General features: G+C 69.1%; 16 protein-coding genes. 7 read left to right on the top strand and 9 right to left on the bottom strand.

Translation table 11 applies throughout. The features are described 5' to 3' along the window. Positions 1–12 precede the first annotated feature (12 nt). Genes HDC93_RS35030 through HDC93_RS35055 form a run of 6 tightly spaced genes read left to right on the top strand, consistent with a single transcriptional unit; the run spans position 13 to position 7,129 of the window. Positions 13–894 (top strand): ATP-dependent sacrificial sulfur transferase LarE, encoded by an 882-nt coding sequence (locus HDC93_RS35030; protein WP_185014858.1) that lies wholly within the window; start codon positions 13–15, stop codon positions 892–894. Further along, entirely contained in the window at positions 891–1,619 is a 729-nt protein-coding gene (gene larB, locus HDC93_RS35035; RefSeq protein ID WP_185014859.1) for a nickel pincer cofactor biosynthesis protein LarB, read from the top strand. The genes HDC93_RS35030 and larB overlap by 4 nt, the downstream gene beginning before the upstream one ends. Further along, positions 1,616–2,911: a nickel pincer cofactor biosynthesis protein LarC gene (gene larC, locus HDC93_RS35040; protein WP_311774713.1), complete on the top strand. Its 1,296-nt coding sequence runs from the start codon at positions 1,616–1,618 to the stop codon at positions 2,909–2,911. The genes larB and larC overlap by 4 nt, the downstream gene beginning before the upstream one ends. Further along, entirely contained in the window at positions 2,911–4,845 is a 1,935-nt protein-coding gene (locus HDC93_RS35045) for a haloacid dehalogenase-like hydrolase (protein WP_185014860.1), read from the top strand. Before larC ends, HDC93_RS35045 begins: the two co-directional genes overlap by 1 nt. Continuing rightward, positions 4,842–6,419 (top strand): lactate racemase domain-containing protein, encoded by a 1,578-nt coding sequence (locus HDC93_RS35050; RefSeq protein WP_185014861.1) that lies wholly within the window; start codon positions 4,842–4,844, stop codon positions 6,417–6,419. Before HDC93_RS35045 ends, HDC93_RS35050 begins: the two co-directional genes overlap by 4 nt. After that, entirely contained in the window at positions 6,416–7,129 is a 714-nt protein-coding gene (locus tag HDC93_RS35055; protein ID WP_185014862.1) for a lysophospholipid acyltransferase family protein, read from the top strand. The genes HDC93_RS35050 and HDC93_RS35055 overlap by 4 nt, the downstream gene beginning before the upstream one ends. Positions 7,130–7,162: 33 nt before the next feature. Here HDC93_RS35055 and HDC93_RS35060 read toward each other — a convergent pair whose 3' ends face one another. From HDC93_RS35060 to HDC93_RS35090, 7 genes are all read right to left on the bottom strand, one after another. Beyond that, positions 7,163–8,236 (bottom strand): wax ester/triacylglycerol synthase domain-containing protein, encoded by a 1,074-nt coding sequence (locus HDC93_RS35060; RefSeq protein ID WP_260419941.1) that lies wholly within the window; start codon positions 8,234–8,236, stop codon positions 7,163–7,165. A 740-nt stretch (positions 8,237–8,976) separates the two neighbouring features. After that, positions 8,977–10,722 (bottom strand): hypothetical protein, encoded by a 1,746-nt coding sequence (locus tag HDC93_RS35065; protein WP_185014864.1) that lies wholly within the window; start codon positions 10,720–10,722, stop codon positions 8,977–8,979. Between the two features lie 46 nt (positions 10,723–10,768). After that, positions 10,769–12,490 carry a hypothetical protein gene (locus HDC93_RS35070; protein ID WP_185014865.1) on the bottom strand — a complete coding sequence of 574 codons (1,722 nt, stop codon included), beginning with the start codon at positions 12,488–12,490 and terminating at the stop codon, positions 10,769–10,771. Then, a complete protein-coding gene (locus HDC93_RS35075; RefSeq protein WP_185014866.1) occupies positions 12,490–13,422 on the bottom strand; it encodes a hypothetical protein in 933 nt (310 codons plus the stop codon). The genes HDC93_RS35070 and HDC93_RS35075 overlap by 1 nt, the downstream gene beginning before the upstream one ends. 55 nt (positions 13,423–13,477) lie before the next feature. Next, on the bottom strand, positions 13,478–16,909 hold the full coding sequence (locus HDC93_RS35080; protein WP_185014867.1) for a hypothetical protein: 3,432 nt from the start codon (positions 16,907–16,909) through the stop codon (positions 13,478–13,480). A gap of 3 nt (positions 16,910–16,912) precedes the next feature. Further along, positions 16,913–19,102, bottom strand: a complete 2,190-nt coding sequence (locus HDC93_RS35085; protein ID WP_185014868.1) for a hypothetical protein — start codon at positions 19,100–19,102, stop codon at positions 16,913–16,915. Next, positions 19,102–21,897 carry a DUF6603 domain-containing protein gene (locus HDC93_RS35090; RefSeq protein WP_221517513.1) on the bottom strand — a complete coding sequence of 932 codons (2,796 nt, stop codon included), beginning with the start codon at positions 21,895–21,897 and terminating at the stop codon, positions 19,102–19,104. The genes HDC93_RS35085 and HDC93_RS35090 overlap by 1 nt, the downstream gene beginning before the upstream one ends. A gap of 1,138 nt (positions 21,898–23,035) precedes the next feature. Here HDC93_RS35090 and HDC93_RS35095 point away from each other — a divergent pair. Further along, entirely contained in the window at positions 23,036–23,626 is a 591-nt protein-coding gene (locus tag HDC93_RS35095) for an isochorismatase family protein (protein WP_185014870.1), read from the top strand. 6 nt (positions 23,627–23,632) lie between these two features. Here HDC93_RS35095 and HDC93_RS35100 read toward each other — a convergent pair whose 3' ends face one another. Together HDC93_RS35100 and HDC93_RS35105 are read right to left on the bottom strand one after the other, a co-directional pair. Continuing rightward, positions 23,633–25,378: a prenyltransferase/squalene oxidase repeat-containing protein gene (locus HDC93_RS35100; protein WP_185014871.1), complete on the bottom strand. Its 1,746-nt coding sequence runs from the start codon at positions 25,376–25,378 to the stop codon at positions 23,633–23,635. 99 nt (positions 25,379–25,477) lie between these two features. Then, positions 25,478–25,795: hypothetical protein (locus HDC93_RS35105; RefSeq protein ID WP_221517514.1), on the bottom strand; the 318-nt coding region annotated here is incomplete at its 5' end.

A 25,795-nucleotide genomic window follows, 5' to 3' on the forward strand; every position in this document is an offset into this window, starting at 1 on the left:
ACCATGACCCACATGTCCCAGGAAGAAGTGCCTCCCGAGCAGCTCGCGGACGCGTTGCTCACGGCCGTTCGCCGGCTGGACAGCCTGGTCGTCGCCTTCTCCGGCGGGGTGGATTCCACTGTCGTCCTCGCTGCGAGCGTACGGGCTCTCGGGCCGCAGCGGACCCTTGCGGCGACGGTCGACTCCCCGGCGCTGGCCAGGGACGAGCTCGCCCTGGTCCGACGCACCACGGCTGAGCTGGGTGTCGAGCTCGCCGTACTGGGCACGGACGAACTCGCGGTACCGGGCTATCGGGCCAACCGTGGAGACCGCTGCTACTTCTGCAAGCAGACCGTGCTCTCGCGTGTCGCCGAGCTGGCCGCAGAACGCGGATTCGCGCACGTCGCCACCGGCACCCACGTCGACGACCGGCGCTCCCCCCACCGCCCCGGTCTCCGCGCCGCCGAAGAGCTGGGTGTCGCGGAACCTCTCGTGACAGCGGGCCTGGGCAAGGCCGACGTCAGGGCGGTGGCTCGCGCCTGGGGGCTGTCGGTGGCCGACAAACCCGGGTCTCCGTGCCTGGCCTCCCGGGTCGCGGTCGGTGTGCCGGTGACGCGCGAGCGACTGGAGCTGATCGAGCAGACGGAATCGGCCGTCCGGACGTTCCTCCGGGAACATCTTGTGCACGCACGTGACGTGCGGGTCCGGCTCCTTTCCGGAGGCTTCCGGATCGAGGTCGACACCGAGGCCCACCAGTGGCTGGAGCAGCACCCGCCCACGGCGAGCGCCCTGCTCGACCGGGTCGCCCGGATCGCGCGCACCGGTAACGGCGTCGTCGCCGAGTACCGCTCGGGCGCGGTGAGCACCCCGACCGCGCTCGCCGACCAGGCCCGGCGGGAGGCGATGCGGCCGTGACCGACACCGACGCCCTCACCTCCCTGCTGGACTGCGAGGTCCACCGTGCCGGGGACTTCGCCCGCCTCGACACCTCGCGGCGGCGTCGCACCGGGGTGCCCGAGGTGATCTTCGCCCAGTCCAAGACGCCGGAGCAGACCCTGCGGCTGCTCGCTGAGCTGCACGAGCGTGATCCCGGCTCGCCCGCCCTGGCCACGCGTTGCCCGGACACCCTCCTGGAGGCGGCACCCAGTCGGTTCACCGGGGTACCGGTGCAGGTCGACCACGTCGCCCGCACCGTCACGGTGGGGTCCCTCCCCGCACCGCGAGGCACGGTGGCCGTCCTCACTGCGGGCACGACCGATCTGCCGGTCGCCCGCGAGGTGCTCGCGACACTCGCGGCTCTGGGCGCCGGGAGCGACCTCGTCGACGACGTCGGGGTGGCGGGTCTCGGCCGACTCCTTGCACAGCTTCCCCAGGTGCGTGAAGCCGACTGCGTCATCGTCGTGGCCGGCATGGACGGCGCTCTGCCCAGCGTGGTGACCGGGTTGGTCCGCGCCCCCGTGATCGGTGTCCCTACCAGCGTCGGTTACGGCGTCGCATCGGGCGGCCTGGCCGCCGCCGTGTCGATGCTGTCCTCGTGCGCCCCCGGGCTGACCGTCGTCAACATCGACAACGGCTTCGGGGCGGCCGCCCACGCGGCGAAGATCGTCGCGGCGGTGCACGGTCACGGAGCGGAGCGGTGACGGCCCATGCCGTCGCCCACGTCGACTGCACCGCCGGCGTGGCGGGCGACATGCTGCTCGGCGCCCTCCTCGATGCGGGCGCGCGCACGCAGAGCGTGCGGGACGCGGTGCGCTCCCTCGGCGTGCCGGGACTCGACATCGCGGTGGAGCGGGCCCGGCGTGGTGGATTCGCGTGTGCGCGCGTCCAGGTCACCAGGCCGCCCGCTCCGGACCGCGCCCGGCACCTGCCCGACGTCCGGGATCACCTCACCGCAGCCGCCGGCCTGGGGCCGGCGGCCGTCACCTTCGCCACGCGGGTCTTCGAACTCCTCGCCCGCGCCGAGGCGACCGCGCATGGCACGACACCCGACCAGGTGCACTTCCACGAGGTGGGCGCCTACGACGCCCTGGCCGATGTCGCCGGGTGTGCCGCGGCGCTGGACGACCTCGGCCTGCTGGCCCCGGACGCCGCGGTGACCTGCTCCGCGCTGGCCGCAGGCAGCGGCACCGTCGACTGCGCACACGGGCGCGTGCCCGTTCCCGTCCCCGCAGTCCTGCACATCGCGGCCGAGACTGGGCTGCCGCTGACGGGCGGCGACCTGGCGGGCGAGCGCACCACACCGACCGGCGCCGCGCTCCTGGGCACGCTGGCCGTGCCGCGACCGGCACATCCCATGACCGTTCGTGCCGTCGGAGTCGGGGGCGGCCGACGGGACGTCCCGGACCGTCCGAACATCACCCGGGTCGTCATCGGCCAGACCTCCTCGGAGGCATCTCGTCCCGGTCACGACGAGGTGCTGGTCCTGGAGAGCACCGTGGACGACCTAGACCCCCGACTGTGGCCGTCCGTCCTTGATGCCCTGCGAGCCGCAGGCGCCTGGGACTGCTGGACTAGCGGCATCATCGCCCGGCATGGCCGGCCCGGTCGTCTCGTCACCGCGTTGTGCACGGCCCCGCTCCGCGACGCCGTCGCCGACGCCCTCTTCCGCCACACCACCACCCTGGGTGTGCGCTGGTCCGTCCACCAGCGCCTGGTGCTGCCGCGGCACTCGGTCACCGTCAGCGTGGGGCCCCCGGGCGGGGAACACCGCGTCCAGGTGAAAGTCGCCGAACGGCCGGACGGGACGCTCTCCTGCCAGCCCGAACTGTCCGACACCGAGCGAGCCGCGCTCGCCCTCGGCTGGCCCGTCCTCACGGTGAGCGAGGCAGCGACGGCATCCTGGCGCGAGTGCCACGTCACGGCTGCACCCCGTCCCCGGCCATCCGTGGAGCCTCTGGCAGTGTCACCCTCCTCCGAGGAGCCCGCTTCCTGATGCCCCGCACCTACCGTGTCCGCGATCTGCACGGCACACGCATGCTGCTGACCGGCGCCACCGAGCGACTCGAACTCGCCTTGCTGGAACGCCTTTCCACGGCACACCCCGGCTGCCACGTCAGTGTGACGGGATCCGGATCGACCCCCGCGGGCCCTCTCGACGTGGTCGTCCACTGCGCCCCTGCCCACGGTCCCGCCCCGTGCCTGGTCACTGCCTTCGACACGCATGTCCTGCCGCTCGCCGACCTGTGCCGCCGTCTGCCGCCAGAGCCTGACCCGCCCCATCTGCTGTACGTGTCCCTTCTCGCCTATGGCGGCACCGAACACGGCACGGTGCCGGAGAGCCAGTGGGAACACGACGCCGACTGGCGGACCGAACTCGCTCTGGCACGCGCAGCCGCAGAGGAGGCCGAACGGCTCTCACACCAGCCGGAGCCGACCCAGAAGCGTCTGCGCGCGGCCCGACGCGTCCACGGCACGGCGGGGTTACGCATCGTCGCGCGGGAAGCGGAGCGTCTGCGCCGGGCCTGGGTCGGCCGACGTATGCGCGAGCAAGGCGAGAGCCGGGCCCGGGCACTGGGCCTGCCCGACACCACCGCGCTGGTCGCCGCGCTGGCCGAACGCGCCGCGGAGGAGCTCTGGGGGGAACGCAGGTTGACGATCCTGCGCCCTTCGCTGATCGGGCACGCCCTGCGGCGCCCCCACCCCGGCTGGGCGGAGGGGCAGGCGATGACATACCCCCTGGAGGTGGCTCGCGCGTCGGCGGCCGGCGCGGTGATGGACATCGTGCCGGCGGATCTGGTGGCCGACGCGGTCCTGGCAGCTGCCGCCACCGCGCCGAGCCCGGGCAGTCCGCACTACTTCCATCTCGGCACCGGTACGGCCAACCCCCTCAGGCTGGGGCAGCAGCGCGACCACCACCTTCGGGGTGCCCGCCCGCGCGGCATCTACGTACCGTCCCAGGTCACCTACGACGACCGCGAGATGTCAGCGCTACGCGACGCGGCCTCCTCCTCGGGGCGGTACGACTTCGACGTGCGCTCGATCGACTGGCGTACGTATGTCGACGCAGCCGAAAAGGCTCGGGCGGCCCGGCGTCTCGAGGAGCCCGTCGCGCAGCGGGCCCCCCTCTCGGTACGGCCCGGGCCCCTCAAGCGCGAGGAGGCGGGGGTGATTGCCGTTTTCGACCTGGACGGCACGGTACTGGCGTCCGACCTGGTCGAGTCGTACGTGTGGACGCGGCTCGCGCTGTTGCCCCGTCGGACCTGGCCGACAGAGCTGATGTCCTTGGCCCGCGGCACGACGGGCTACCTGATGGCCGAGCGACGCGGCAGGTCCGACTTCGTCCACGCCTTCCTGCGCCGCTACGCGGGGACCGAGGAGGCCATCCTTCGGGAGATGGTAGGAGGGTCGGTCGGCGACGCGTTGCTCCACCGGGTCCGTCCCGGAGCCGTGCGCCGCATCCGGGAACACCGGGCCGCCGGTCACCGCACGATCCTGGTCACGGGCACCCCAGAACCCCTGATCGCGCCACTGCGCCCACTGTTCGACCATGTGGCGGCCTCCCGTCTGCACACCCAGGGCGGCGTCATGACGGGCAGCCTGCTTGATCCACCCCCGGTCGGAGAAGCACGCGCCCGGTGGCTGAACCGATACGCCGCCGAGCACGGACTCGACCTGAGCCTCTCGTACGGGTACGCCGACAGCTACTCGGACCGAGCCTTCCTCGAAGCCGTGGGCCGACCCTGCGCGGTCGACCCCGATGCCCGGCTGCTCCGTCACGCCCTGCGCCACCGCTGGCCGGTAGCCCGCTGGGGCGCCCACACCGCCAGCCGCTGGTCGGCACTCGCGGCGGCCGTACCGCTGACCGACGCCCGCTCCCACCGGCCCGCGGAGCGTCCCTCACACCTCATCCCGAAGGAATCCAAGTGAGTAAGCCAGGCTTCGTCCTCGAGGTCGACGAACGAACCGCCCCCACCCTGTTGTTCGAGGGCGAGAACGTCCGCGTCCAACGACTCCCCCCAGGCAGCCGGGTGATCTACCCACCGGCCTCACTGCCCGGCATCCCGGACGTGGACGCCGCGATCCGGCACGCCCTGTTGCACCCGCACGGCATCGAGCCGTTGCCCGAGCTGCTCAAGCCGGGCATGCGCCTGACCATTGTCTTCGACGACGTGTCCCTTCCGCTGCCCTCGATGTGCCGACCGGACATCCGAGGCCGTGTCATCGAGCACGTCCTGGAAATCGCCGCCCGCCGTGGCGTGGAGGACATCGAACTCATCGCGGCGAACGCCCTGCACCGCAGGATGACGCCCGCCGAACTCCGGCACGTCGTAGGCAAACGTGCGTTCGCCGCCTACTTCCCCGAGCACTTGCGCAACCACGACGCGGAAGACCACGACAACCTCGTCCATCTCGGCCTGACCGGCGCACACGAGGACGTCGAGATCAACCGCAGAGCGGCCGAGAGCGACCTGCTGGTGTACGTCAACGTCAACCTGATCGCCCTCAACGGCGGCCCCAAGTCCGTGTCGGTGGGCCTCGCCAGCTATCGCAGTCTGCGCCATCACCACAACACGCACACACTGCGCCACTCCTGCTCGTTCAACGATCCGCCCAACTCGGCGCTGCACCATTCCTTTCACCGCATGCATGACGTCATCGGCGGGCAGGTGAAGATCTTCTCGGTCGAGACGACGGTCAACGGCGACTCCTTTCCCACCGCGATGACATTCCTCAACAAACACGAATGGGAGTGGAACGGCGTCGACCGAGCCGGCTTCCTGGGTGTGCGTCACGGCAACCGGATCCTCCCGCCCTCACTTCGACGTCGCCTGCTGAACTCAATCAAGGCACCGTACGGAGTGACGGGAGTCAACGCGGGGACACCCACGGCCGTGCATCCGCTCACCCTGGAGAACGTGCATCGCCAGCAGGTCACGCGGATCGAGGGCCAGGCGGACGTCGGCGTGTTCGGTGTGCCCTACGTAGGGCCGTACAACGTCAACTCGATCATGAACCCAGTGCTGGCGATCTGCATGGCGTTGGGCTACCTCTTCAACTTCTACCTGAACAAACCCATCGTGCGACGGGGCGGAGTGGCGATCTTCTTCCACCCCCTCCCCAAGGTTTTCCACCCGGTGCACCACCCGAGCTACATCGACTTCTTCGAGGAAGTACTCAGCGCCACGACCGACCCGGAGGCCATGGAAACCGCGTACGAGGAGAAGTTCGCCTCCGACCCCTGGTACATCCACCAGTACCGGACCGGCTACGCCTTCCACGGCGTGCACCCGTTCTACATGTGGTACTGGGGCGCCCACGCCATGCAGCACCTGGGTGACGTCATCTTCGTCGGCGCCGATCAGGGCACAGCGAGCCGTATGGGTTTCCGTGCCGCGCCTGACCTCACCCGAGCACTGGAGATGGCCGCCGACACCGTCGGCTCCAGCCCGAGCATCACCTGCCTGCACACGCCCCCCATCACCATGGCCGACGTGCAGTGAGAAGCCCAGAACGCAAAGGACACCAAGCGGACACACCCCTCGACCAGCCCCACGGCACACCTGCAGCCTGGGCGCGCACGCCAGCGGCCGGCCTCCTCCGGGAAGCCGTACGGCGCACCCTCCTGCGCCTGTGCGTCCAGGCATACGCACGGCCACTGGTCGACGGTCTCGAACACCTCACGGGACTGCGCGGCCCCGCGGTGTTCGTCGCCAACCACAGCAGTCACCTGGACACCCCGCTCATCCTTGGCGCTCTGCCTCAGCAGCTCGCCCGCCGCGTCGCCGTAGGAGCGGCGGCGGACTACTTCTTCGCCTCGCCCCTGACCGGCGCAGCGACAGCGCTGCTCTTCAACGCCTTTCCCATTCAGCGAGGTGCCGCCCACCACTGGCGCGCAGGCGCCGAGTCGCTCCTCGGGCAAGGCTGGCACCTGCTGCTGTACCCGGAAGGCACCCGCTCCCCCGACGGCAGCCTCGGAACCTTCAAGACGGGAGCAGCCCGCCTATGCCTGGGAGCCGGGGTGCCAGCCGTCCCGATCGCCCTGCTCGGAGCGCACACGGTGATACCGCGTGGCACCCGCTGGCCTCGACCGGGCGTGTCGCCGGTGCTGATCCGGGTGGGCCGTCCCCTGTACCCGGTGACCGGTGAAACCCCGCACGTGTTGCGCGAGCGCATGCGGGGCGGGGTCGAGCAACTGCTCCTCTCCGCCTGATCACCGAGTCCACCTGGAGGTGGGAATCGGTAACTACTCCGGCCCGGCAGACCGAAGGGTGTCATTTCTCGATGCCCTCGCGGTCTGCGACGCCCAAGCTTTCCTAATCTCCTGTTCCCACCACCGGGTGATGGTCGACGGATCACGAAGCGACTCCGCATGATGCAGTGCGCAACGGATGATGCCCGCCGCTCTCGTCAGCGACACATAGGTAGGACTGCCTCTGTGCAAGCTGCTGAGCATGGCGGCCGCATGCAACGACGCTCCGTGACATGTAAAGGCGGTCGGAAGGCTGATGCTGCTGACCGTCACCGGCGCGGTCGTCGCCACTGCCATGCTGTCGCACAGCTGGCCGACGAACCGCCTCGGCAGAGCCTTGATGGCCAGACGCGCACCGTCGCGGGCCCGCGTGCGCCGCCAGTTTCCTGTCTGATGGTGGACACGGCGCAAAGCTTCGCCGAACGTGCCTGCCGAACACGGAAGGCGGAGCCGCATGGTGGTGAAGTGATCGCCGACGGCATATGCCTGTCGGTCGTCGCGCAGCGTCATCGGCACTAGGACCAGAATGTCGGGGCACTTTTCGGCAGCTGTCGACGAGAGACGCCAAGCACGCAGCGCCTGGGCCAGGGCTGCCAGGCTCACATCGTTCACGGAGGTGCCGTACGCCTCGGCCAGCGTTCGAGCGAGTTGCTCGGGCACGTCCCGAAAGAGGAAGTGACCGTTTGGGGGCCGTTCCGTGGGTAGCTCGGCCCAGTGCGGCACGCGCCGCCGGCTCAACGCCACGCCGGCCACCGTCGCCAGTGCACCGCGCGGTGTGGGGAGTGCAGGGTGATGGGGACGCGGACCCAGGACCGCTCGGTCGGCCAGCAGTGCGAGCCCAACGTTGGCGGCACCGACCCCGTCCAGCACACCGTGGTGCACTCGGTAGCACACGCGGAACCTGGCGTCGTCAGCCGGATCTTCGATGAGCCACACGTCCCACGCCGGGTATGCGCCGCCGGGCAACGCCTCACGCAGGATCCGGTTGGTCGCATCGTCCAAGTCCGTGTGACGGCTCGGCCTGTGGTGCCGCACATGGACCGGTCCGACCAGCGGAGCACCGGACATTGGCCAGGACCGGACGCGGCGGTCCGGTAGCAGTCGGTGCAGTACGGGGAACTCCGCCGCACGGCCCAAGACACGGGCAGCGAAGGGTTCGAGGGCGGGTGTGGGGCCGCAGAAGTCGAAAGCGAGAGCGACCGACGCTTCCTCTTCCAGGAACCAGCGCGCCAAAGGATCGACCGCAGTTCCCGTCCTTCTCGACACCGCAGCACCTCCGCTGAGCCCGATACCTCTGCATCACTAAACTCGGCCCAGCCACCACGGTCACGGGCACACCCCCATCCCGGGATGGTGATCGCTTCCGCACTCCCCGCCCGCCACGGCCCATCCTCCCCTTGAGCTCGCGGCACGTCAGACGGTGTGTTGATCCTGGATGACACGAACGGTCCTGCGACTGGGCCGCCGCCCGCCTGCCGGCCGCGGCCGAGTTCGACGGCTACGAGGCGACCCGACAGCGGTGGATACTTGCCCGCCGCAGCATCGGCAAGCCCGACGAGATCGCCTACTACCTTGAGTGCGCCCCGCTGGAGGCCACGGTCACCAACCTGGTCCGCGTCGCCGGTTGCCGCTGGAAGATCGAGGAGTGCTTCCAAAGCGCGAAGAACGAGTGCGGCCTGGACCAGTACGAGGTTTGCCGCTACGTGGGCTGGTATCGGCACATCACGCTGGCCATGCTCGCCCATGTCTTCCTCGCCGCGATGGCCGTGCAGGAGCGCGAAAAGGGGGGCACGCCTCCGTGCACGCGGTCATCCCTCTGGGACGGCGGCGCCACTGCGACCGATGGCGACGATCCGGTCGCGATACCAGGCCAGGGCCGGGGTCTCCGTGACGGGGTACTCATCGACTTGAACGGGCGTCGACCACACTGTGGGCGCTTCAGGCGGCTCCGTGCCGTCCGAGGACATGGCCTGGAGCATACCGTCGGAGTTGGGGAACACCGCGAGCGCCCTTGGTCCGTAGGATACGGCCCGCACATCGTCCGAGGCCCGCACGTGCAGCGTGTCCGTATCATCATCTTGCGGGTTTGCGCGGCGCCTGGACACCCAGACCCTCCCAATGGTGTTGCGGTAGAAGATCGCCAATGTCTCGCCCCGCATTGCGAGTTCGAGGGAGCCGTTCGCAACAAAAATATTGTTGAGACTTCGCCACTCTTGCCGAGCCGCCTCATAACGGTAGAAGGTTGAGATGCCGCTGTACTCCGTTGGCCTCATAGTTGCGAACAATTCGGGCCCTCGCGAACAGAGAGACACCCCCCCGCCGTCGAGTGCCGGCATCGGCGAGGCGGCTCCCCAAGTCGTGCCGTCGGCGCTGATGCGCATCACACGCTGACCATCCGGCGTGCCGTAGGCACAGACCAGTGAGGTGCCGAAGGTGGTGAGCGCGACAGGGGCCGCCGCGGCAGGGCCCGGGGGGTTGGGCATCCTCTGCCAGGTGCCGCCGTCGTACGTGGCCCAGGTCAACTGTTCACCGCCGTACGGACAGAACAGCATATGAAGCTTCCCGCCGTGGACAGCCAGGGCGGGTGCGGAGGCCGCCCGCCCGAAGAAGGGCAGCCTTACCGGTGCCGTCGAAGTGCGACGCAACGGATCGTACGTACGCATGGACAGTTCCGGCTGGTGCTCCATGGTGCGTTCCTGGAACACCGGCACGGAGTTTCCCGCGAGTCCTGCGAGCCGGTCCGTGGTGATGCCCCTCGTCGCGGTCAGGGACTGGGTGACGATATCGGGGATGTCCACCGTCACCCATGCCGAGCGAACCGCTTCCAGCTCGCCGGATGCCGACGAAGACGTCCCGCGCAGTTGGAAGAGGGTGTCGCTGGTGATGTTGTGGGCGGTGTAGGTGCCGCGGCCGGTGACGGAGACATCCGCCTTGCCGTAGATGAGTCGGAAACTCCCGCCCGACGCCTGCCAGGTGAGGGTCACGCTGCCATTGTGCGCGATACGGCCGGGCGAGGCATACAGTTCGCCGAGGCTGAAGGAGGGCGGGAATTTGGTCACCGGCAATTCGATGGTTTCCGTCCCCCAGTCGCTCTCGCCGGACAGCCGCCAGGGCACATTCACGGTCAGCGCGGCGCGACCGACGGTGCGGTTGACGGGTACCTTGTGCACCGATAGCGCGACTCCGTTCTCCTTCCCGATCCGCGCCGTTCCGCCGGGTGGAGTGAAGGTCACCAGACCCGAGGCGGCAATGGTCGTGTCCCAGCCGGGCGGGTCGGTGAATGCACTCATCCCGGCTGTCTCGGCGGCCAGTGCGCCGGAACCACTGCCGACGGGCACGGAGACAGTGATGGGACCGCATTCGAGCGCTACGGCGGCGCGACGGGTGAGGACGATCGTCAGATCCGTTTTGCGGTATGCCCCGAAGGACTCGGACGCCGACAGGGGGAAGGGTTCAGCAGACAACGCGTAGCGCAGTTCGACGCCGACTGGGGCAGGAGTCTGCTGGGAAGCGGCTGAGGCGGGGGCGGGGCTGGGCGTGGTGTCGGTGGTCACGGCTGTTCCCTTTCTGGGTGGACCGCTGTACGGGCAGGGGTACAGGTCACAACACGCACAGCCGGCCGTTGAACAGCGTCAGCGTCGGGTGCTGGGGGACGAGATTCCGGTCGGGGATCTGTTCGGGGAAATCGGACCAGGAGGTGCCGTCGTAACTGAGCAAGTGGATTCGACGTGGACCGTTGTTCTTGATGGCGCAGTACAAGCGGCCTTCGACAGCGAGGAGTGAGAGCGATTCGATGACGCCACCCCCCCATCCGTCGAGCCGGGGGCCCACCACCCAGTTTTCCGAGGAGGCGTTCGGGGAGCGCTCATACAGCACCTGAATCTTCTCGCCGGTATAGTACAAGCAGACCAGTTCGTCGCCGAGTGCAGCCATTGACACTACGGTGTAGGGGCCCCAGTCCCCTGGCGGCTGCCGCGGCGGGGACCAGCTCTCCGAGTGGTGTACTACGTATTTCAGAGGACGTACTTGCGGGTTTCCTCCGCCGGCGAAGAATGCAAGGAACAGCTGGTTTCCGCGACTGGCGAGGGCATGAGGGTGCGAAGTGACCGCTTCCGGTACCGGCACGGGGTCCTGCCACCTCGGGAGAGCACTCCCAAGGTTTTTGCTCTGCATCACCTGTGTGTCGTCGCGGTAGATACACCACGGGGTCGCTCGGTGGTACGCGAGTGCCGGATCGGCTCCGCGGGCGACCAAGGGCTCCTCCAAGGCCAGCCAGCCGTAACCGTCGTGCCACGACATCACCAGACCGGATGATCCGGGTGGTTGGAAGACCAGGTGAGACCTCTGATCCTTGCTGATCATTGCTGGTCTGTTCAGCCCCATGAGTGCGTTCCGGGCCCAATAGGTTTCTGTCCACGTCTGCTCGTCGAAGTCGAAGAGCAGGGTTGGGAGAGTGGGCAGCGGCTGGGGGAAGACCAGCGGGTCGCCCTCGGACAGCGGCGCGACACGTGTTGTCTGCACGGTCCCGTGGACGATGACCCGGCCGGCCGTCTGTGCGGCATCAGGCACGTGCACCATCAGGCTGAGGGTTCGTTCCACACTGCCCGCCCCGTCCTGGGCGACCGCCCGCAGATGAAAGGTCGTCGTCTGGGCCATGTTGGGAACGGTGACCGAGGACTTACCGGTCACGGGGTGAATGCGGCCGTCGTAGTGCAGTGCGAGATAGGTGGCGGCGCTGGCGTCCCAGCGCAGGGTTACCGATCCGCCGCGCGGAACGCTCAGCGGTTCGGCCGTGAAGGACCGCAGGTGGAACCCGAGGGGGAACTTGCCGACCTCCAGGCGGGTGGTCTGCTGCTGCCAGCCGGAACCCGCGGGCGGACGCCAGGAGGCGCTGATGTCCACCGGGCTGAGGCCGACGCGCTGGTTCACGGGCAGGCCCATCAGCTGGAAGGTCAGTCCGGTGTCGGTGTCGAAGGTCAGCTGTGCGGGGGTGCCGGGCCGTGGTGCGAAGGTGACGCTGCCTGCCGTCGCGTTCACCGTGGCCTGCCAGCCTTCCAGGCTGATGTTGGCGGTGACGCCGGACATGGTCGAGCACAGGTCCTGCTCGTCCGGTCCTACTCGTACGGTGACGGTGAACGACTGGCATTCGACGGGTGTTTCGGCGGCGAGCGAGGCGACCACGATCAGGTCGCCTGTGGCGGGGGCGCCGCTGGAGGGGGAGATTCGTAGCGGGTCCGGGTTGACCAGCAGGTCGAATGCGAGCGGGTCGGTGGCGGTGGTGCGGCCTGCGGGAGGAGCCACCACGTGGCGGACGAGCGACATCAGGTCTCCTCGGGGCTCGGCGCGGCGGTGGCGGCTGGGGCGGGGGTGGTCGCTGGATCGGGTGGGAGGTCCGGTTCGGACGGGAGTTGTTCGGTCCGTCCTGCGGCCTCCGAGTCCGGTGCGGGCACGATCCTGATCCGGTCGAGGGTGAGGGTTTCCATCTGGTTGGTGTAGAGCGTGTCCGTCAGGATCAGGTTGTTCACTTCGATGTCCGGGTCGGGGACTCCGACGACCGTGCCCAGGGTCTGCTCGGCTGTTCCGTGGGAGGCGCGGAGGTAGAACACGGTGGTGTGTCTCAGGCCGTGCACGGTGTACTCGCTGCGTCCGGTTACGTCATGCTGCTCGCCCTCCCACAGCAGGTGCAGGGTGGCGCCCGCTGATGCCTGCCAGCGCAGTTCGACGTCTCCGCCGTTGTTCACCGGGACGGGAGAGGCGGTGAAGTCCCTGACGTAGAAGCCGGGGGGGAATTTGGCGACTTCGAAGATGGTCCGGCTGGTGCCTGAGTCGTTGTTCCAGTGGGCGGTTGCGGTCACCTGGGAGGAGCCGATGGCCTGGTTGACGGGGATGCGGTCGAGGGCGATGGTCAGACTCGCGCCGGGCTCGACCGTCTCGCCACCGGCGGTGGTGGGCGTGAAGGAGAAGGTGGACTGCTGCACGCCGGTGTAGGTCCAGCCGGGTCGGTCGACGGCCGGCTCCACGCCGTCCAGCGAGGAGGCGAAGTGCGGTGAGTCGGCTCCGGCCAGGACTTTGACCGTGATTTCGTTGAGGGTGATCCGCTCTGTGCCGGTCACCGTTGCGACGAGGCTGATGTTCGCGCGCTCGGTGTCGCCGGTGCTGGGTGAGACGCGGACCACCTCCGGGACGGTGTTCAGTTGGAAGGCGACGCGGTCGTCGGTGGCGAGGGGTGCGCCGGCTGGGACGTACTGGGTCATGCGGTTGCTCCAGGTGGGGGCGGTGGAGGAAGGGACGGTCCGCACGGGGGTGTGCTCACGGTCGGTCCGTGCCTTCCCGGCTTGCTCCCGCCGCGTCGTCGAGTACCACGAATCCGGTGCGGATCCGGGGCCGGGTTCCTTGCCACCGGGCGGCCGGGTCGGGTGTCGACATGGGGTAACTGGGCCAGGTGTCGCCGTCTTTCTCGCTCCAGGACCAGTTGCCGGTGACGGTGGCAGGGTGCGGGGCCAGCACGGTGTCCGGTCCGGAGGTGCCCGGCTCGGTCCAGGCGAGCATGGGGCCGGCTCGGAACGCCACCGCCATCGCGGCGACGGCCTTGTCGGTGAACTCCTGCGGCACGAAGACCTCGCTCGTCGGCAGGATGTCGGTCGTCGCGTGTACCGCGGCTCGTGCGTCCAGCAGGAGCGTCAATCCTGTGCGGGTCCCGTCGAAGAGGAGCCTGAGCCGTTCCCCGGTGCCGATCGACCTGAGGTAGCCGTCCTCGTTGGTTTCCAGAGCGGTTTCGAAGTGGTCGTAGTCGTCGTCGCGCACATATCCGATCAGACCGTCGTCCGTCTGGGAGGCTTCACCGAGCCGCACCCGCCACTCGTAGCCGACCAGTAGGGGTGTGGGCTGGTCGAAGATGGTCCGCCAGTGGACGTCCCTGCGAGCGGGGCCGTCCAGTTCCAGGGCGATCTCGGCGCGTACGAGGGCGAGGGGGCGTCCGAAGAAGTAGGCCAGGGAGGTGTCGTCCGGACCGTCCGGGTCGATCACGGCGAGCGCGTCGTCCAGATACTGCCGCAGCGCGTCGAAGCCGGCCGGTCCCTGCCTGCGCACTCCGCAGAGGAAGCCGTGGGCATGGGGCGAGTAAGGGGCGAGGTCGTCGAGACGGAGGATGGGCGAGCCTGGCAAAGGGTTCCATTCGACGCTCTGCCGTCCGCCGGCGTCGACCACCACCCGGATGTCGCCGAGCGCCGTTCCCTCGGGCCCGTAGCAGGCGATCGACTGGTCGAGCCGGTTGTGGATCAGCCAGGCGCACACCGGGTTCGCTCCGGCAGTGACATCGACTTCCTGTCCGGTCTTGCCGTCCACGAAGTGGAAGGTGAGCCGGCCCGGTTGCAGCAGCCTTGGCGAAAGCTGGGCGAACCTGTCCTGTTCGATCTCCCCGACCTCTTCGTCAGGAACGAAGGTGTCAGGTTTGGCGTAGTCGAAGTGGCGCGGATTGTCGATGAGATTGACCGCCCGCCCGAACCGGTCGACGACGGCGAGGCGGGTGAACTCCAGTTGCCCGGAGCGCACTTCCTGGAAATCGCTGTCCTCCCAGTCCTCCCAGTCCTCTTCGGGGAAGTTGCCGGGCCGCGGTTTGCCCTGGTCGCCGTCGCCGATGAGCGCGCCGAGCAGGCCGTCGGGCCGGAGCCCCGAGCCGGTGATCCGCTGGCTGATCTGTGCGGAGAGCCCGTCCAGACGCTGCGACAGGTGGTCCACCGTGCGTAGTTGGGAGCGCAGGGAGCGGATCATGTCCGGGTCCAGGTCCGTGCGGCCGTTGGCGTACGCGGCGAGTCGGCCCTCGTTCTGGTGGCCGCTGGTGGGGGTGAGGATCTGCCGGCCGGTGGCCTCGATGCGGTGGGTGAGGGTCCCGTTGCCCGTCCAGCGGTAGCGATGGCCGTTGAACTCCCAGTTCTCGGTGCCGTCGGGCTCCTGGAAGGGGATGGCCACATAGCTGGCCGCCCAGTTCAGGAACAGCGGCTGCCAGGGCTGGCGCCAGGGCTGGGTGCCGTACTCGGGCAGTGCTCCCTGAGCCTGGTCCAGGTCGAGTTCCTGGGCGAGGGCGCGGTCCAGGATGAAGAACTCCGCCAGTAGTTTGGGGACGAGCGCGGGAAGTCCGGCGGTGTTCACCTGGGCGACGTCCCCGGCCACGGTGAGTTCGGTGATCGGCCCGACGGCCTTGACCAGGCGTTCTTCGGTACGGCAGGGCAGGAGTGTGTCCCGGTCCAGGGGGGCGTGCAGGTGGGCGCCGCGCAGCAGGAGGACCGGGTCGGTGGCTTCCTCGTACGGTTCGAGAGGGACGCGCTGCAGGACTCGGGTGGAGCGCATGCCCTGGCCGGCCGCGTACTCGCGTGCCTGTGCTTCGAGGTCGTCCTGGTCCGTCGACCAGGGCAGCTGGGTGCGCAGGCTGTTGACTTTGGTGGTGAGGGCGGCGACCTGGTAGGCGGGGGATCCTGCCACGTCGGGGTTGAGCTTGCCGGCGATCTGATCGTTGAAGAAGTCGGGCCTACTGTGCATCCTGCGCAATGACCAGAGGTGGAAGAGGTGCTCCTGGGCGCCGCGCAGGTTCCTCTCCTCCGCGTCCAGCTCGCGTTGCTTGGTGTTGAGGGTGGCGATGATGTCCGCTTCGGCGCGGTTCTCGCGCGCCGCCTCGACGGCGGAGAGTGCGGCTGCGGGGTCCGGGTTGCCCCGGTCCACCACGCGCCAGGCGAAGCCGCCGGGAGTCGGGCCGAAGCCCGATCGGTGTGCGGCCCTCTCTGTGAAGAGCCCCCCGTCGCAGCGCTCCAACTGTTCCAGGCTGCCCAGGGTGAACGCCTTGAACAGTCGGGCTTCGTCGGCGTCCAGCCCACCGGTGCCGCCGTACTGTGCTTCGAGCTCGGCGCACGCCTCGGCGGTGGAGTTGCCGATGGCCACGACCACGTCGTCGGGGTGCGGGTTGTCCGACTCGGGGACGGGTCCGTCCGGCTGCCAGTCGATGCCGAGCACGCTGCCCGCGTACAAGGAGCGCCCCGGAGTGCCGTTGCCGGGCGGCAGAATCCACTCCAGGTCGTCCATGACGTCGCGGAACTCGCCTTCGCGCCGCAGGACGTCGCTTTCCTCCTGCGCGTACCAGCCGATCACCCGGTAGCTGACCCGGGCATCGGCGGTGACATCGTCCAGCGAGTCGTGCAGGGAGAACACATTGGTGTTGTACGGCTGGTAGACCGAGAAGGCCAGCAGGCCGGGGCCGAGGGCGGTGAGGAACGGCTCGCGGCGCTCCTCCGGCTCGCGCCAGGGTGAGGTGGCGGTGAGTTCGTGCTTGCGGCCCAGCAGGGTCGGGGTGACGGTGGCTGCGTGCGGGTCGAGGGAGGAGACAGTGCCGGTGGCGCCGACGTGGTCGCTTTCGACCAGCCAGCTACGGACGCCGTCGTCCCAGCGGCGGGTCACCAGCCATCTGTTGGGCACCAGCGGGAAGTCACCGACGCCCTCATCGGTCTCCCGGCCCCGCGCGAGCCCGGACGGCAACTGCCACATCACATAGGCGCCGAGGCGCTCCGGCCGGTCCCGCCAGGGCTCCGAAACGGCGAACGGCGGGAGTTCCGGCGAGTCGTTACGGGAGGCGAACGTGACGAAGGTGGCCGGCGAGCGGTGCATGACGTAGGAGTCGTCGGTGTCGCGGACCTGGGGGTTCACGGCGAAGGCGGCGACCTCCACGGGCACCACCAAGGTGTCGTTCAGCGCCATGGGTTACAGCGTCCCTTCGGTGGGCTCGGTGGGCTCGGTGGATTCGCCGGAGTGGGCTTCCTTCGGCCGGAACTCCTGGAGCAGCGGCGCCCTGACCATCTGGAGCGCGAACTGGGCCGAGGAGAGTTCTCGCACCCCGTGGGCTGTGGCCAGTGCCGGGGCGAGACGGTTCTCGATGTCCAGGACGTCACGCCCACCGGGCCGTAGGAACTGGCTGTAGCCGCCGCTGGTGGGGAAGTCCCCGAGCGCCTGGCCGACCGGATCGACGAGGGAGCGCAGTTCTGTGGTGTCCTCGTTCAGCCCGAAGTGCAGGCCCTGCGCCGGCTCGGCGAGGGCGAACCGGTCGACGACCTTCGCGTACAGCAGGATCAGCAGGTCCTCGCCGAGGACCTGGTGCCGCAGCGGATGGATCACCTCGTCCTTGCTGAAGGCGATGTAACGCGTGTGGGGCCAGTGGGCGACGAGTTCGGACCGGATCATCACCCCCGAGGCGGCCTGCGGGATCCCGCGCATCTCCCGCGCCAGGTCGTTGAGCTCCGCATCCAGGGCGTGTCCGACGCCGACGCTCAGCGCCCCGTCGACCGCCGCGTGGATCCATCCGGGGTCGACGTGGAAGAACTTCAGCGACTCCTGCGGCAGGAACTCCTCATAAGGTACTAGGTGCCCGAACGGCACCATCTCCAGCTTCGTCAGCCGCCTCAGCCACACCCGCACGGACTCCAGCTGGGACTGGACGGCTCCGGCGAGCACCGCACGGGTGGAGGTGTCGGCGACGGCGCTGCGCAGTCGGGCGGAGCTCAGCTGCGGGGGCGGGGCGGTGCGGGGCGCGGGTCGGCGGCCGGCGGACTTGAGGTCGCTGCCCGGGCGGGCGAGCGTCCGGGCGAGTGGGCCGTTCTCCCCCAGCAGTCGGTCGAAGGCGCGCTGCACGACACGGGTGCCGGCCACGGCAGCGGCGTCCTGCTCGGCGAGGGCGTTGAGTTCGGGAAAGGCCAGCAGCCTGCGGGCAGCCTGCCGGGCCGCCTTGCGGAATGCCAGCAGTGCGCTGCGGAACTCGTTGTCGGCCAGGGCGAGGCCGCGTCCCAGACTGAAGGCGACGGCGTGCCCCGTGTCGTACAGGCCCAGTTCCTCCACGTACACCAGACCCTCACCCGCCGACTCCAGCCGAAAGCCCCTGCCCTGCGGCCGGCTGGGGGCGGGTGCGGCCGTGAACGGGCCTCGGTAGAAGCCGACGGTGGCCTCCCCGGACTCGAGGTTCTGCGGCAGCATCGTGCCGCCCTGGCGCAGCATGTTCAGTGCGAGTGGCACATCGGAGGCGTCGGGCAGTGAACGGTGGCGCAGCAGCGGCTCGGGGTCTGTTGCCAGCTGCTTGGCGATGTCGCCGAATCCGATTTTCCCGTCGTCGATCGACGTGAACGCCCAGGAGTGCAACGAGATCAGTCGCAGCCCCTCACTGGGGGGCGGAGTTCTGTTGTCGAGATAGTTCTCGAAGCCGTCGAGCGAGACGAGGTGGGCGACCTGCATGCCGCTGGTGCTGGGGAAGCGGCTGGAGACCAGCACCGCCTTGATGTCGTCCTCGTCGGGCGGCGGGTCGGTACCCACCACGCGGCTGGCGTCCGGCGGGCCGCCCTCGCGGATGTGTGCCAGCATGCCGAGCTCGTACGTCGTCGGGCAGATCTCGGTGAACAGCCGGCCCGGCACCAGGACGCTGGTGACGGTCATCTCCCGCTCATCCTCGTACAGCTCCGGGTCGAAGACGGGCGTCTGGCCCGGCCCGGCCTGCCCGGCGGCGAGTTCGGCGGCCGTGGAGACCCTCACCTCGCCCACGGCATGAGGGTCCTCGGGCAGTTCGCCGGCACGGAAGACCAGCAGCGCCAGCCAGGGGGCTCCGTCAGCCGCCCCGCCCAACATGTAGAGCCAGGGGAACCCGGCCCGGGTGAGAGTGATGTGCGGCAGCAACTGCCCGTACTCGCCCTGGCCACCGCGCAGCGGGTAGCAGGCGGCGACATCCTCCGGCAGCAGCTGGAGGCGCGGTTGGCGCACCTCGAACGCCTGGTTGAGACGCGGCGGCAGCAGGTCACGGCCGACCCGGTTGTCACCGGTGACGGTGTGGTCGACGGTGATGGTGTGCCGTCCCGCGTACAGCGGGGGCAGCCGGTGGTCGAAAAACCTGGTCCGGTGTCCGGGCTCCGCCATCAGATCTCTCCCTCGGGTACGTGGGTGGCGCCCGCGGCGATCAACAGCGGCTCCGCGGTGAAGAGGCTGGTCACCGTCTCGGCGTAGCCGGGCAGGTCGGTTTGGGCGCCGCCGGTGGTCAGGCCGAGGGTGTTCATCAGCGTGTGCACCTTGCTGCGGGCTTCGCGCCGGCCGGGGGTGTCCACGGTCGCCGCGATCCGGCCGACGACCCCGCTGGGCCGCGTCGCCCCCGGGATCAGCGGCCGGTCGTCGGTGCTCAGGGGCGCTACACCGTCGGGGCGGATGGGGTCGAATGTGAAGCTTTCCTCACCGATGTAGCCGGTCGATGTGCCGTAATCGGTGTCGGGCGAGGTGAGGGTGACTCCGGTGAGGTGCCTCTCCAGCCCTTCGCCGTGCTCAGGGGCGCCACTGTCGTCCCACAGTTGCGGGGGCAGCGCCGTGTATTGCGCTACGGGTTTCCACTTGGCCAGGTCGACCCGCCGGCCCTCCAAGGTGACCTGGATTCGCTGGCGGACGCCGAGCTCGGTCACGCGCATGGGGTGGATACCGAAGGACCGCCCGTTGATGACCTCGTCGCTTCCGCCCGTGACGAGTTCAATGCGGCTGAGCGGCACTTGGGTGTCGGTGCCGAAGGTGAACCCGGACGCCATGACCAGCCAGTCGCCGCGCCCGGGGTTGCTCGTGTCGCCTTCGGCGATCAGGCCGTCGCCAGGGCGCAGGCGTGCCCGAGCGCCTGGCTCGGGCAGCATTCGACTGGTTTCGGGCCAGTTCAGTTCCTTGTCCTCGTCGGATCGGCTCCGGGACTTGCCGAAGTCGATGGTGAAGGAGATGAACCACACCTTCACCCGGGCCTTGCCGCCGGTCGGCGGCCCCCAGATGTTGAGTGACACGCCGACTTCGATACGCACGGTGATGCGTACGAAGAGCACCTTGACCGAGCCCTCGACGCCGATGGACAGCGACATGCCGAGATCGAAGTAGAAGGGGTTCCACTCGATGAGCACATCGACCGTGGCGGTGCACCAGGCTTTGACGATGCCCGCTTTGTAGCGGACGTCCAGATCGCCACCGGCCATCGCGGCGCGCGAGGTGAGGGCGAAGTAGGCGTTGCCGGTGATGGTGACTTTGCCACCGAGTGACCAGTCGAAGCCGATTCTGGGCAGTTGGGGGTAGTGCGTCGGGGTCTTGTAGTTGGGGTTGTATCCGCCCGCGCTGAAGACGAAGTCCCCGGCGTTCGGATGGTCGCCGAACCAGATCTTCAGGCCGACGCCGCCGCGCAGCTTGCAGTTCTCGTCGATGACGAAGGAGCTCGGGTCGAGGACGGTCGCCACAGTCAGTTCGCCCGAGTTCGGCTTGATCACCAACTGGAGCCCGGCGTCGATCCGGGCGTATTTCTTGTCACCGCTCTTCGGGAACGACGTTCCGGCCTTGCCCAACAGCGCGATGGTGAGGTCCGAGCCCGTCTGGACCAGCGCCATCGCGCTGCCGTCGATCAGCTCACCGATGGTGAAGGCGACACCTGCGGTCACCCACAGCTCGCCCTGCCGCGCAGTGATCCACGGACTCGACCCGCCGGTCAAGGTGGTCAGGATGCCCACCGGGTCGGTCTCGTCCCCGCCGATCGCCGCGGGGTCGTCGAGTGCCTGCAGGAACGGGAAGGTGGAGAGATCACCTACATCTGGTGTGCGCAGGCGACTGTTCCAGCCGAGCCCCGCCGCGATCCCGCGCAAGCGGAACGCCGGGATGCCGATGCCCGGTTCCGCGCCGAGCGCGGCGAAACCGAAGAGCGAGACATCGGTGTCGGTTCTCGGGAAGACCACCGCGCCTGTGCCCATGCCGTACAGCCCGCGCTTGCCGCTCGTTCCACCACCGAACGCGAAGGTCAGCAGCCCGCCGACCACCGCACGGTACGGGTCCTTGGCCGGCTGCACCTGCAGCGCGCCCGTGATCGCCAGCGGGGTCTTCTTGTAGATGAAATCGATGCTGTTCTTGCCGTCAAGCAACCCGCCCGGCAGCCAGGGCACCATGGGCCCGGCTGCCCTTGGCGGGTTGAGCACCGCGAAGCCGTCCTCGGTGGGCACCGCCCGGCTGCGCGGTGAGAGCCCCGGATAGGTGTGCTGCGTATACGGCACAGGTGCCGGAACCGTCTTGGGGCGGCCGAGCCCGTCAGTGGCCCCTGAAGCATCGGGGACCGTAGGTCGGGGCGCGGTGACCGGCACCACGGATCCGTCCGGCAGGGCCAGCCACACGCCTGCGGGCAGCGGGCCCGCGCACAGTACACCCAGTGCCTCGACTTCGTCGGCCGCTAGGTCCGTGAGCGTGGCGAGGACACAGCCGCCCGGTACGGGCACGGCCAGAGCCTGCCTTCCATCCCGGCCGACAATGCCGCCGTCGGACGAGAGACCGTCCAGCGTCAGCGTGAACCCTTCAGCACTACCGCGGAACTGCAGACCCGTCACCGGCGGAACGGGCAGTGAGGGCAGTTCGTACCCGTACAGCCTGGCGATCTCACCGACTTCGGTGTCCGGCAGCCGTAGGGCCAGGGCGATCCCTGACACCTCCCCGTCCGGGCACCGGAACTCCGCCCGCCCCAAGACTGGCTGGGACCCAAGGGCGAGCGAGACCCGCCCGGACACCCACAGCCCGGCGGCATCCCCGTCTTCCCGAGCCAACCGCAAGGTACGGCCAGGCAACAGCGGCTCAGCACCATCGGCCACGCCCAGCCCGCTCAACGGAAGGGTGACCCACCCTGTGTCGTCACCTTCCAGTACCTCGTGAAGATCACTTGTTTGCATGGCGGCGAACCTGCCCCTCGACGGTGGTTGGTGAGTTCAGCGGCATCCGTGAGCGGGGCCGGCGCATGTCACTGGAGCCGACCAACGTGGAACAGGTAACGGAAAGTACATGCACGACGACGCGACATAGCGGAGGCTGGCCTGGAATCAGCCGAATCACCAGCCTCAACCGTGTGCAGGGCCGACCGCGCAGGCCGCCGGAGCCGGACCCGCAGTAGCCGATTCGGTCACGTCGCCGCTTCATCCCCGAGCGCCCAAACTGGCCGGATTCACCACAAGGGGAAACCCGAAAGAGTGAAGCCCCTTGCCAAGCGGCGCTCGGAAGCCTTATCGGTGGCTACCTGACCACATCTCCCTCCTTGGATCCGCCGTGGATGCGACAGCAGCCAGCGAGCCGTTCCCACCGGTGGCGGCTGAGCCGGTGAACGGCTCCGTGCCTATGCGAGCATGCGATGGCGGGTATCCGTCTGGGCTGGTGGCCGGCAATCGGGCTCCTGCTGTTGTTCGCCCAGCCCGTCGGTCGCATCAGCCGCCTCACCATCGAGCACGTCATCGACCGTGGTGACAGGCTGGCTCTAAGCTCGGGCGAGTCCCTGTCGATATCACCGCACCCCTGGACCACCTGATTCGCCAGCTCGTCGAGCGACGGAATGGTCGCGCGGCCACCGTCCCGCTCGAGGCATCCAAGTGGCTGTTCCACAGCATCTACCCCGGACAGCCGATCGACCCGCACACCATGGGGCGGCGCCTGAAGGCGATTGGTGTCCCGCCTCAGCTCGCGCGTCACGCTTCGCTGATGGACATCGCCTCGGAGCTGCCCGCCGTCGTTATCAGTCGACCGCCGTGGGCTCTGCTCTGCCCAGCTCCCACAGAGAGCGAGCTCTGCGGCTCCGGGGCCCCGTCGAGGCCGACTTCCTTGGCCGCACGGCCCCGAAGTGGCCGATCGATCCGGTGCGCCAGACGGCGCACAGCCCAGAGGTGTGCCTGGTGCTTAAGTCTCGGCCAGGTGCTCGACCCGCAGCTGGACCCTTTCACCAAGTGCGTCCCTATCGGGTGAGTACCGGCGAGTGCTGCGTCAGCCCACCGACGGAGGAAGCGACCATACCGGCGATGGGTTCTTCCGAGGGAAAGGGTCTCCGTGCGCCGTGCATTGATCGTTGTTGATGTGCAGAAGGACTTCTGCGAGGGCGGCAGCATCCCGGTGAAAGGCGGCGCGGGCAGGGCCGCGGCCATCGCCGACCTGGTGCGGCGCGCCGATGGCAGGTACGCGCACATCGTCGCCACCCGTGACCACCACATCGACCCGGGGGCCCACTTCTCCGAGCACCCGGACTTCCAGAGCTCCTTCCCCGAGCACTGCGTCGTCGGCAGCGAGGGAGGCGAGTTCCATCCGGACTTCGCGCCCGCCGTCACCTCTGGCGGCGTGCACGAGGTCTTCTACAAAGGGGCGTACTCCGCCTCGAAGAGCGGTTTCGAGGGCTCAACTGAGGACGGCACATCACTGGCCGACTGGCTGCGCGCCCGCCACATCAGCGAGCTCGACGTCGTCGGCATCGCTACCGACCACTGTGTGAAGGCCACGGCGCTCGACGGCGTACGAGCGGGCTTCGCCGTCCGGGTCCTGCTCGATTACACCGCCGGCGTTGCCGCCGATACCACCAGCACCGCGATCATTGAGCTACGCCAAGCCGGTGTGGCGCTGAGCGGCAAGCCAGTCGTCCTCGCCTGAGAACCACTAACGCCCTTTGCCGCGGGACCGGACCGCACCAGGCGCACTGCTCTGGTGGGGCCGAACAGGGTGGCCGTCGGCCGCCCGCAGAGTTCGCCACAACTGACCCCCTCCACTGCCACCCGTGACGCCGCGTCCAGGACCGGCCTGCCTGCAACCTGGACACGAACGAATGACGCCTTCACCGTGGTCAGCATGGGTCACCGGGAGTATTCGGCACGGTGCGGATTCCATGCGGCGGGTGAGGTGGCCGAGGGCATGCAGGGTGAAGACATCGGCGAGCGCGGGAACGGTGAAGCCGAACGGGCGGGGGCCGATCGAGTCCGGGATACTCGCGATCGATCCGTCGGAGCGTTGCTGGGTGAGCAGGTAGGCGACGCCCCGGCCGGCGGGGCCGGGAGTGTTCTGGGTCGTGAGGGCCGTCAGGGCGTAGGCGGTGCTCAGCGCGTCGCTCGCGTCGCCGTCCTGCTGACCCCACCCGCCGTCGGCGTTCTGACAGTCTGCCACCAACGCCACGGCCTTCCTGATGATGTGCTGTGCGAGGCTGCCGAGCCCTCTGCGGGGATCGTGGGAGGCCGCTAGGACGGCGCGCGAGACGGTGTGCAGGCGGCTGCTGCTCCAGTCCGGCGGGAAGGAGCCGTCGGAGCGCTGCTGGGAGGCGATGTAGCTGAGGGCTGAAGCGAACTCACGCTGGTATGCCGGGCCCTGAGTGCTGAGGGCATTGGCTGCGGCGGCGGTCATGCAGGCTTCCGACGGCGCGCCGGCCAGGTAGGTCGGGAACCCACCGTCCTTGCCGCGCAGGGCGTGCAGCGCGCGCAGTGCGCCCTGCAGCGGTGCGCGGTAGGTGTCGGGGCCGGCGAGGTGGAGGACTTCGACGGCCACCGACGTGCAGTCCACGTCCGGGAGTTGGACACCCTCCGTAAAGGACCAGCCGCCTGAGGGGTCTTGGAGAGCGACCAGGCGCCGGGCGATGAGGTCCACGACCGGTGCGCCGGCTCCGGCAGCGTGCAGGGCGACCCCGGCGGTGGCGGTGACCCAGGTGTCCTCGTCGCAGATGAACGGCATCCCGCCATCGGGACGCTGGTGCCGCAGCGCGGTCCGCACCCCCTCGACGACCAGCGGGTACTGGCCGGGGACGGGTAGCAGGGCGTGCAGGACCGAGAGGTGGATGAGCAGGTTGGCCTCCCAGACGGTTCCGGGCCGCTGCGTGGAGCGCAGCAGTTCCAGATCGCCTTTGTCGATCAGGCGGTGCCCGCGGGCGTGGGCGAGAATGGCTTTGACCGCGGTGACCTGGACGCGCGCCCACGTGTGCAGACCGTGCAGACTGGACGCCTCGGGGGCGGTGGCGATCTCGTCGTCGGTGGGGGCGGCGTCCAGGAGCGTCAGGACGGCATGCAACAGGGCGCGTTTGCGGGGGCCGGTGAAGTCCGGGGCCCGGGCGAGAAACCGTTCTACATCCAACAGGCCGGCCGGGTCGGGCCTGAAGTGCAGGGCGGCACGGGCCATGAGCCGGTCCAGCGGTTCGGAAGAGTTGCAGTGCAAGGACAAGTAGGCGGCCAAGCGGCTGCGGGCGGCGGGTTCCAGGCGGGCGCGGTCGAAGAGGGCCAACAGCAGTGCGGATTCCAGGACGCGGCTGCGGCACGGACTGTGCAGGGTTCCGTCCGGCCGGATCAGGCCCAGGAGATGAGAGCGCAGTCGTGCGGTGGCGGGGACCAGTTCGGCAGGCAGCGCGGAATGTGGCCAGCGGGGCATGCGCGCAACAGGGACAGCTGCTCTCATCGGGGTCAGTTCCTCCACATCGTCGTGTCCGGCCTGTACCTGGTGCGTCCGGTCAAATGGTCCCTTTTCGGGTCAGAGCGGCGGCCCTGACATGTGAAGGGGTGCCGGCGGCCCGGGTTCGGGAGTGAAGCGCCCGGTGCGGGCCAGCCAGCGCACCGTGGCGGCCATGAACGTCTGCGTCAGGTCCACGTACCGGCACACGTCTACCTGCCGCTCAGGGGGCACGCCCTGGCCCGTGCGCAGAGCGGTGGCGGCGGTGCGGAAGTCGCTGCGGCGGCCGGCGACCATGACAGCGTGTCGGCGTACGGACTTTTCTCCCCAGTTGCGTACGGACGAACGTCCCCAGGTGTCAGGCCACGTCGTTCTCTCGCTCGATGGCCTTGAGGCGGT

The organism is Streptomyces sp. AK010, assembly GCF_014207295.1.
In the GTDB taxonomy this organism is placed as follows: domain Bacteria; phylum Actinomycetota; class Actinomycetes; order Streptomycetales; family Streptomycetaceae; genus Streptomyces; species Streptomyces massasporeus.

Coding starts and splice junctions, on each gene's coding strand:
- HDC93_RS35080 (WP_185014867.1), bottom strand. CDS start 16,909: ATGGCGCTGAACGACACCTTGGTGGTGCCCGTGGAGGTCGCCGCCTTC.
- HDC93_RS35075 (WP_185014866.1), bottom strand. CDS start 13,422: ATGACCCAGTACGTCCCAGCCGGCGCACCCCTCGCCACCGACGACCGC.
- HDC93_RS35085 (WP_185014868.1), bottom strand. CDS start 19,102: ATGGCGGAGCCCGGACACCGGACCAGGTTTTTCGACCACCGGCTGCCC.
- HDC93_RS35090 (WP_221517513.1), bottom strand. CDS start 21,897: ATGCAAACAAGTGATCTTCACGAGGTACTGGAAGGTGACGACACAGGG.
- HDC93_RS35030 (WP_185014858.1), top strand. CDS start 13: ATGTCCCAGGAAGAAGTGCCTCCCGAGCAGCTCGCGGACGCGTTGCTC.
- HDC93_RS35100 (WP_185014871.1), bottom strand. CDS start 25,378: ATGCCCCGCTGGCCACATTCCGCGCTGCCTGCCGAACTGGTCCCCGCC.
- HDC93_RS35070 (WP_185014865.1), bottom strand. CDS start 12,490: ATGTCGCTCGTCCGCCACGTGGTGGCTCCTCCCGCAGGCCGCACCACC.
- HDC93_RS35045 (WP_185014860.1), top strand. CDS start 2,911: ATGCCCCGCACCTACCGTGTCCGCGATCTGCACGGCACACGCATGCTG.
- HDC93_RS35060 (WP_260419941.1), bottom strand. CDS start 8,236: ATGTCCGGTGCTCCGCTGGTCGGACCGGTCCATGTGCGGCACCACAGG.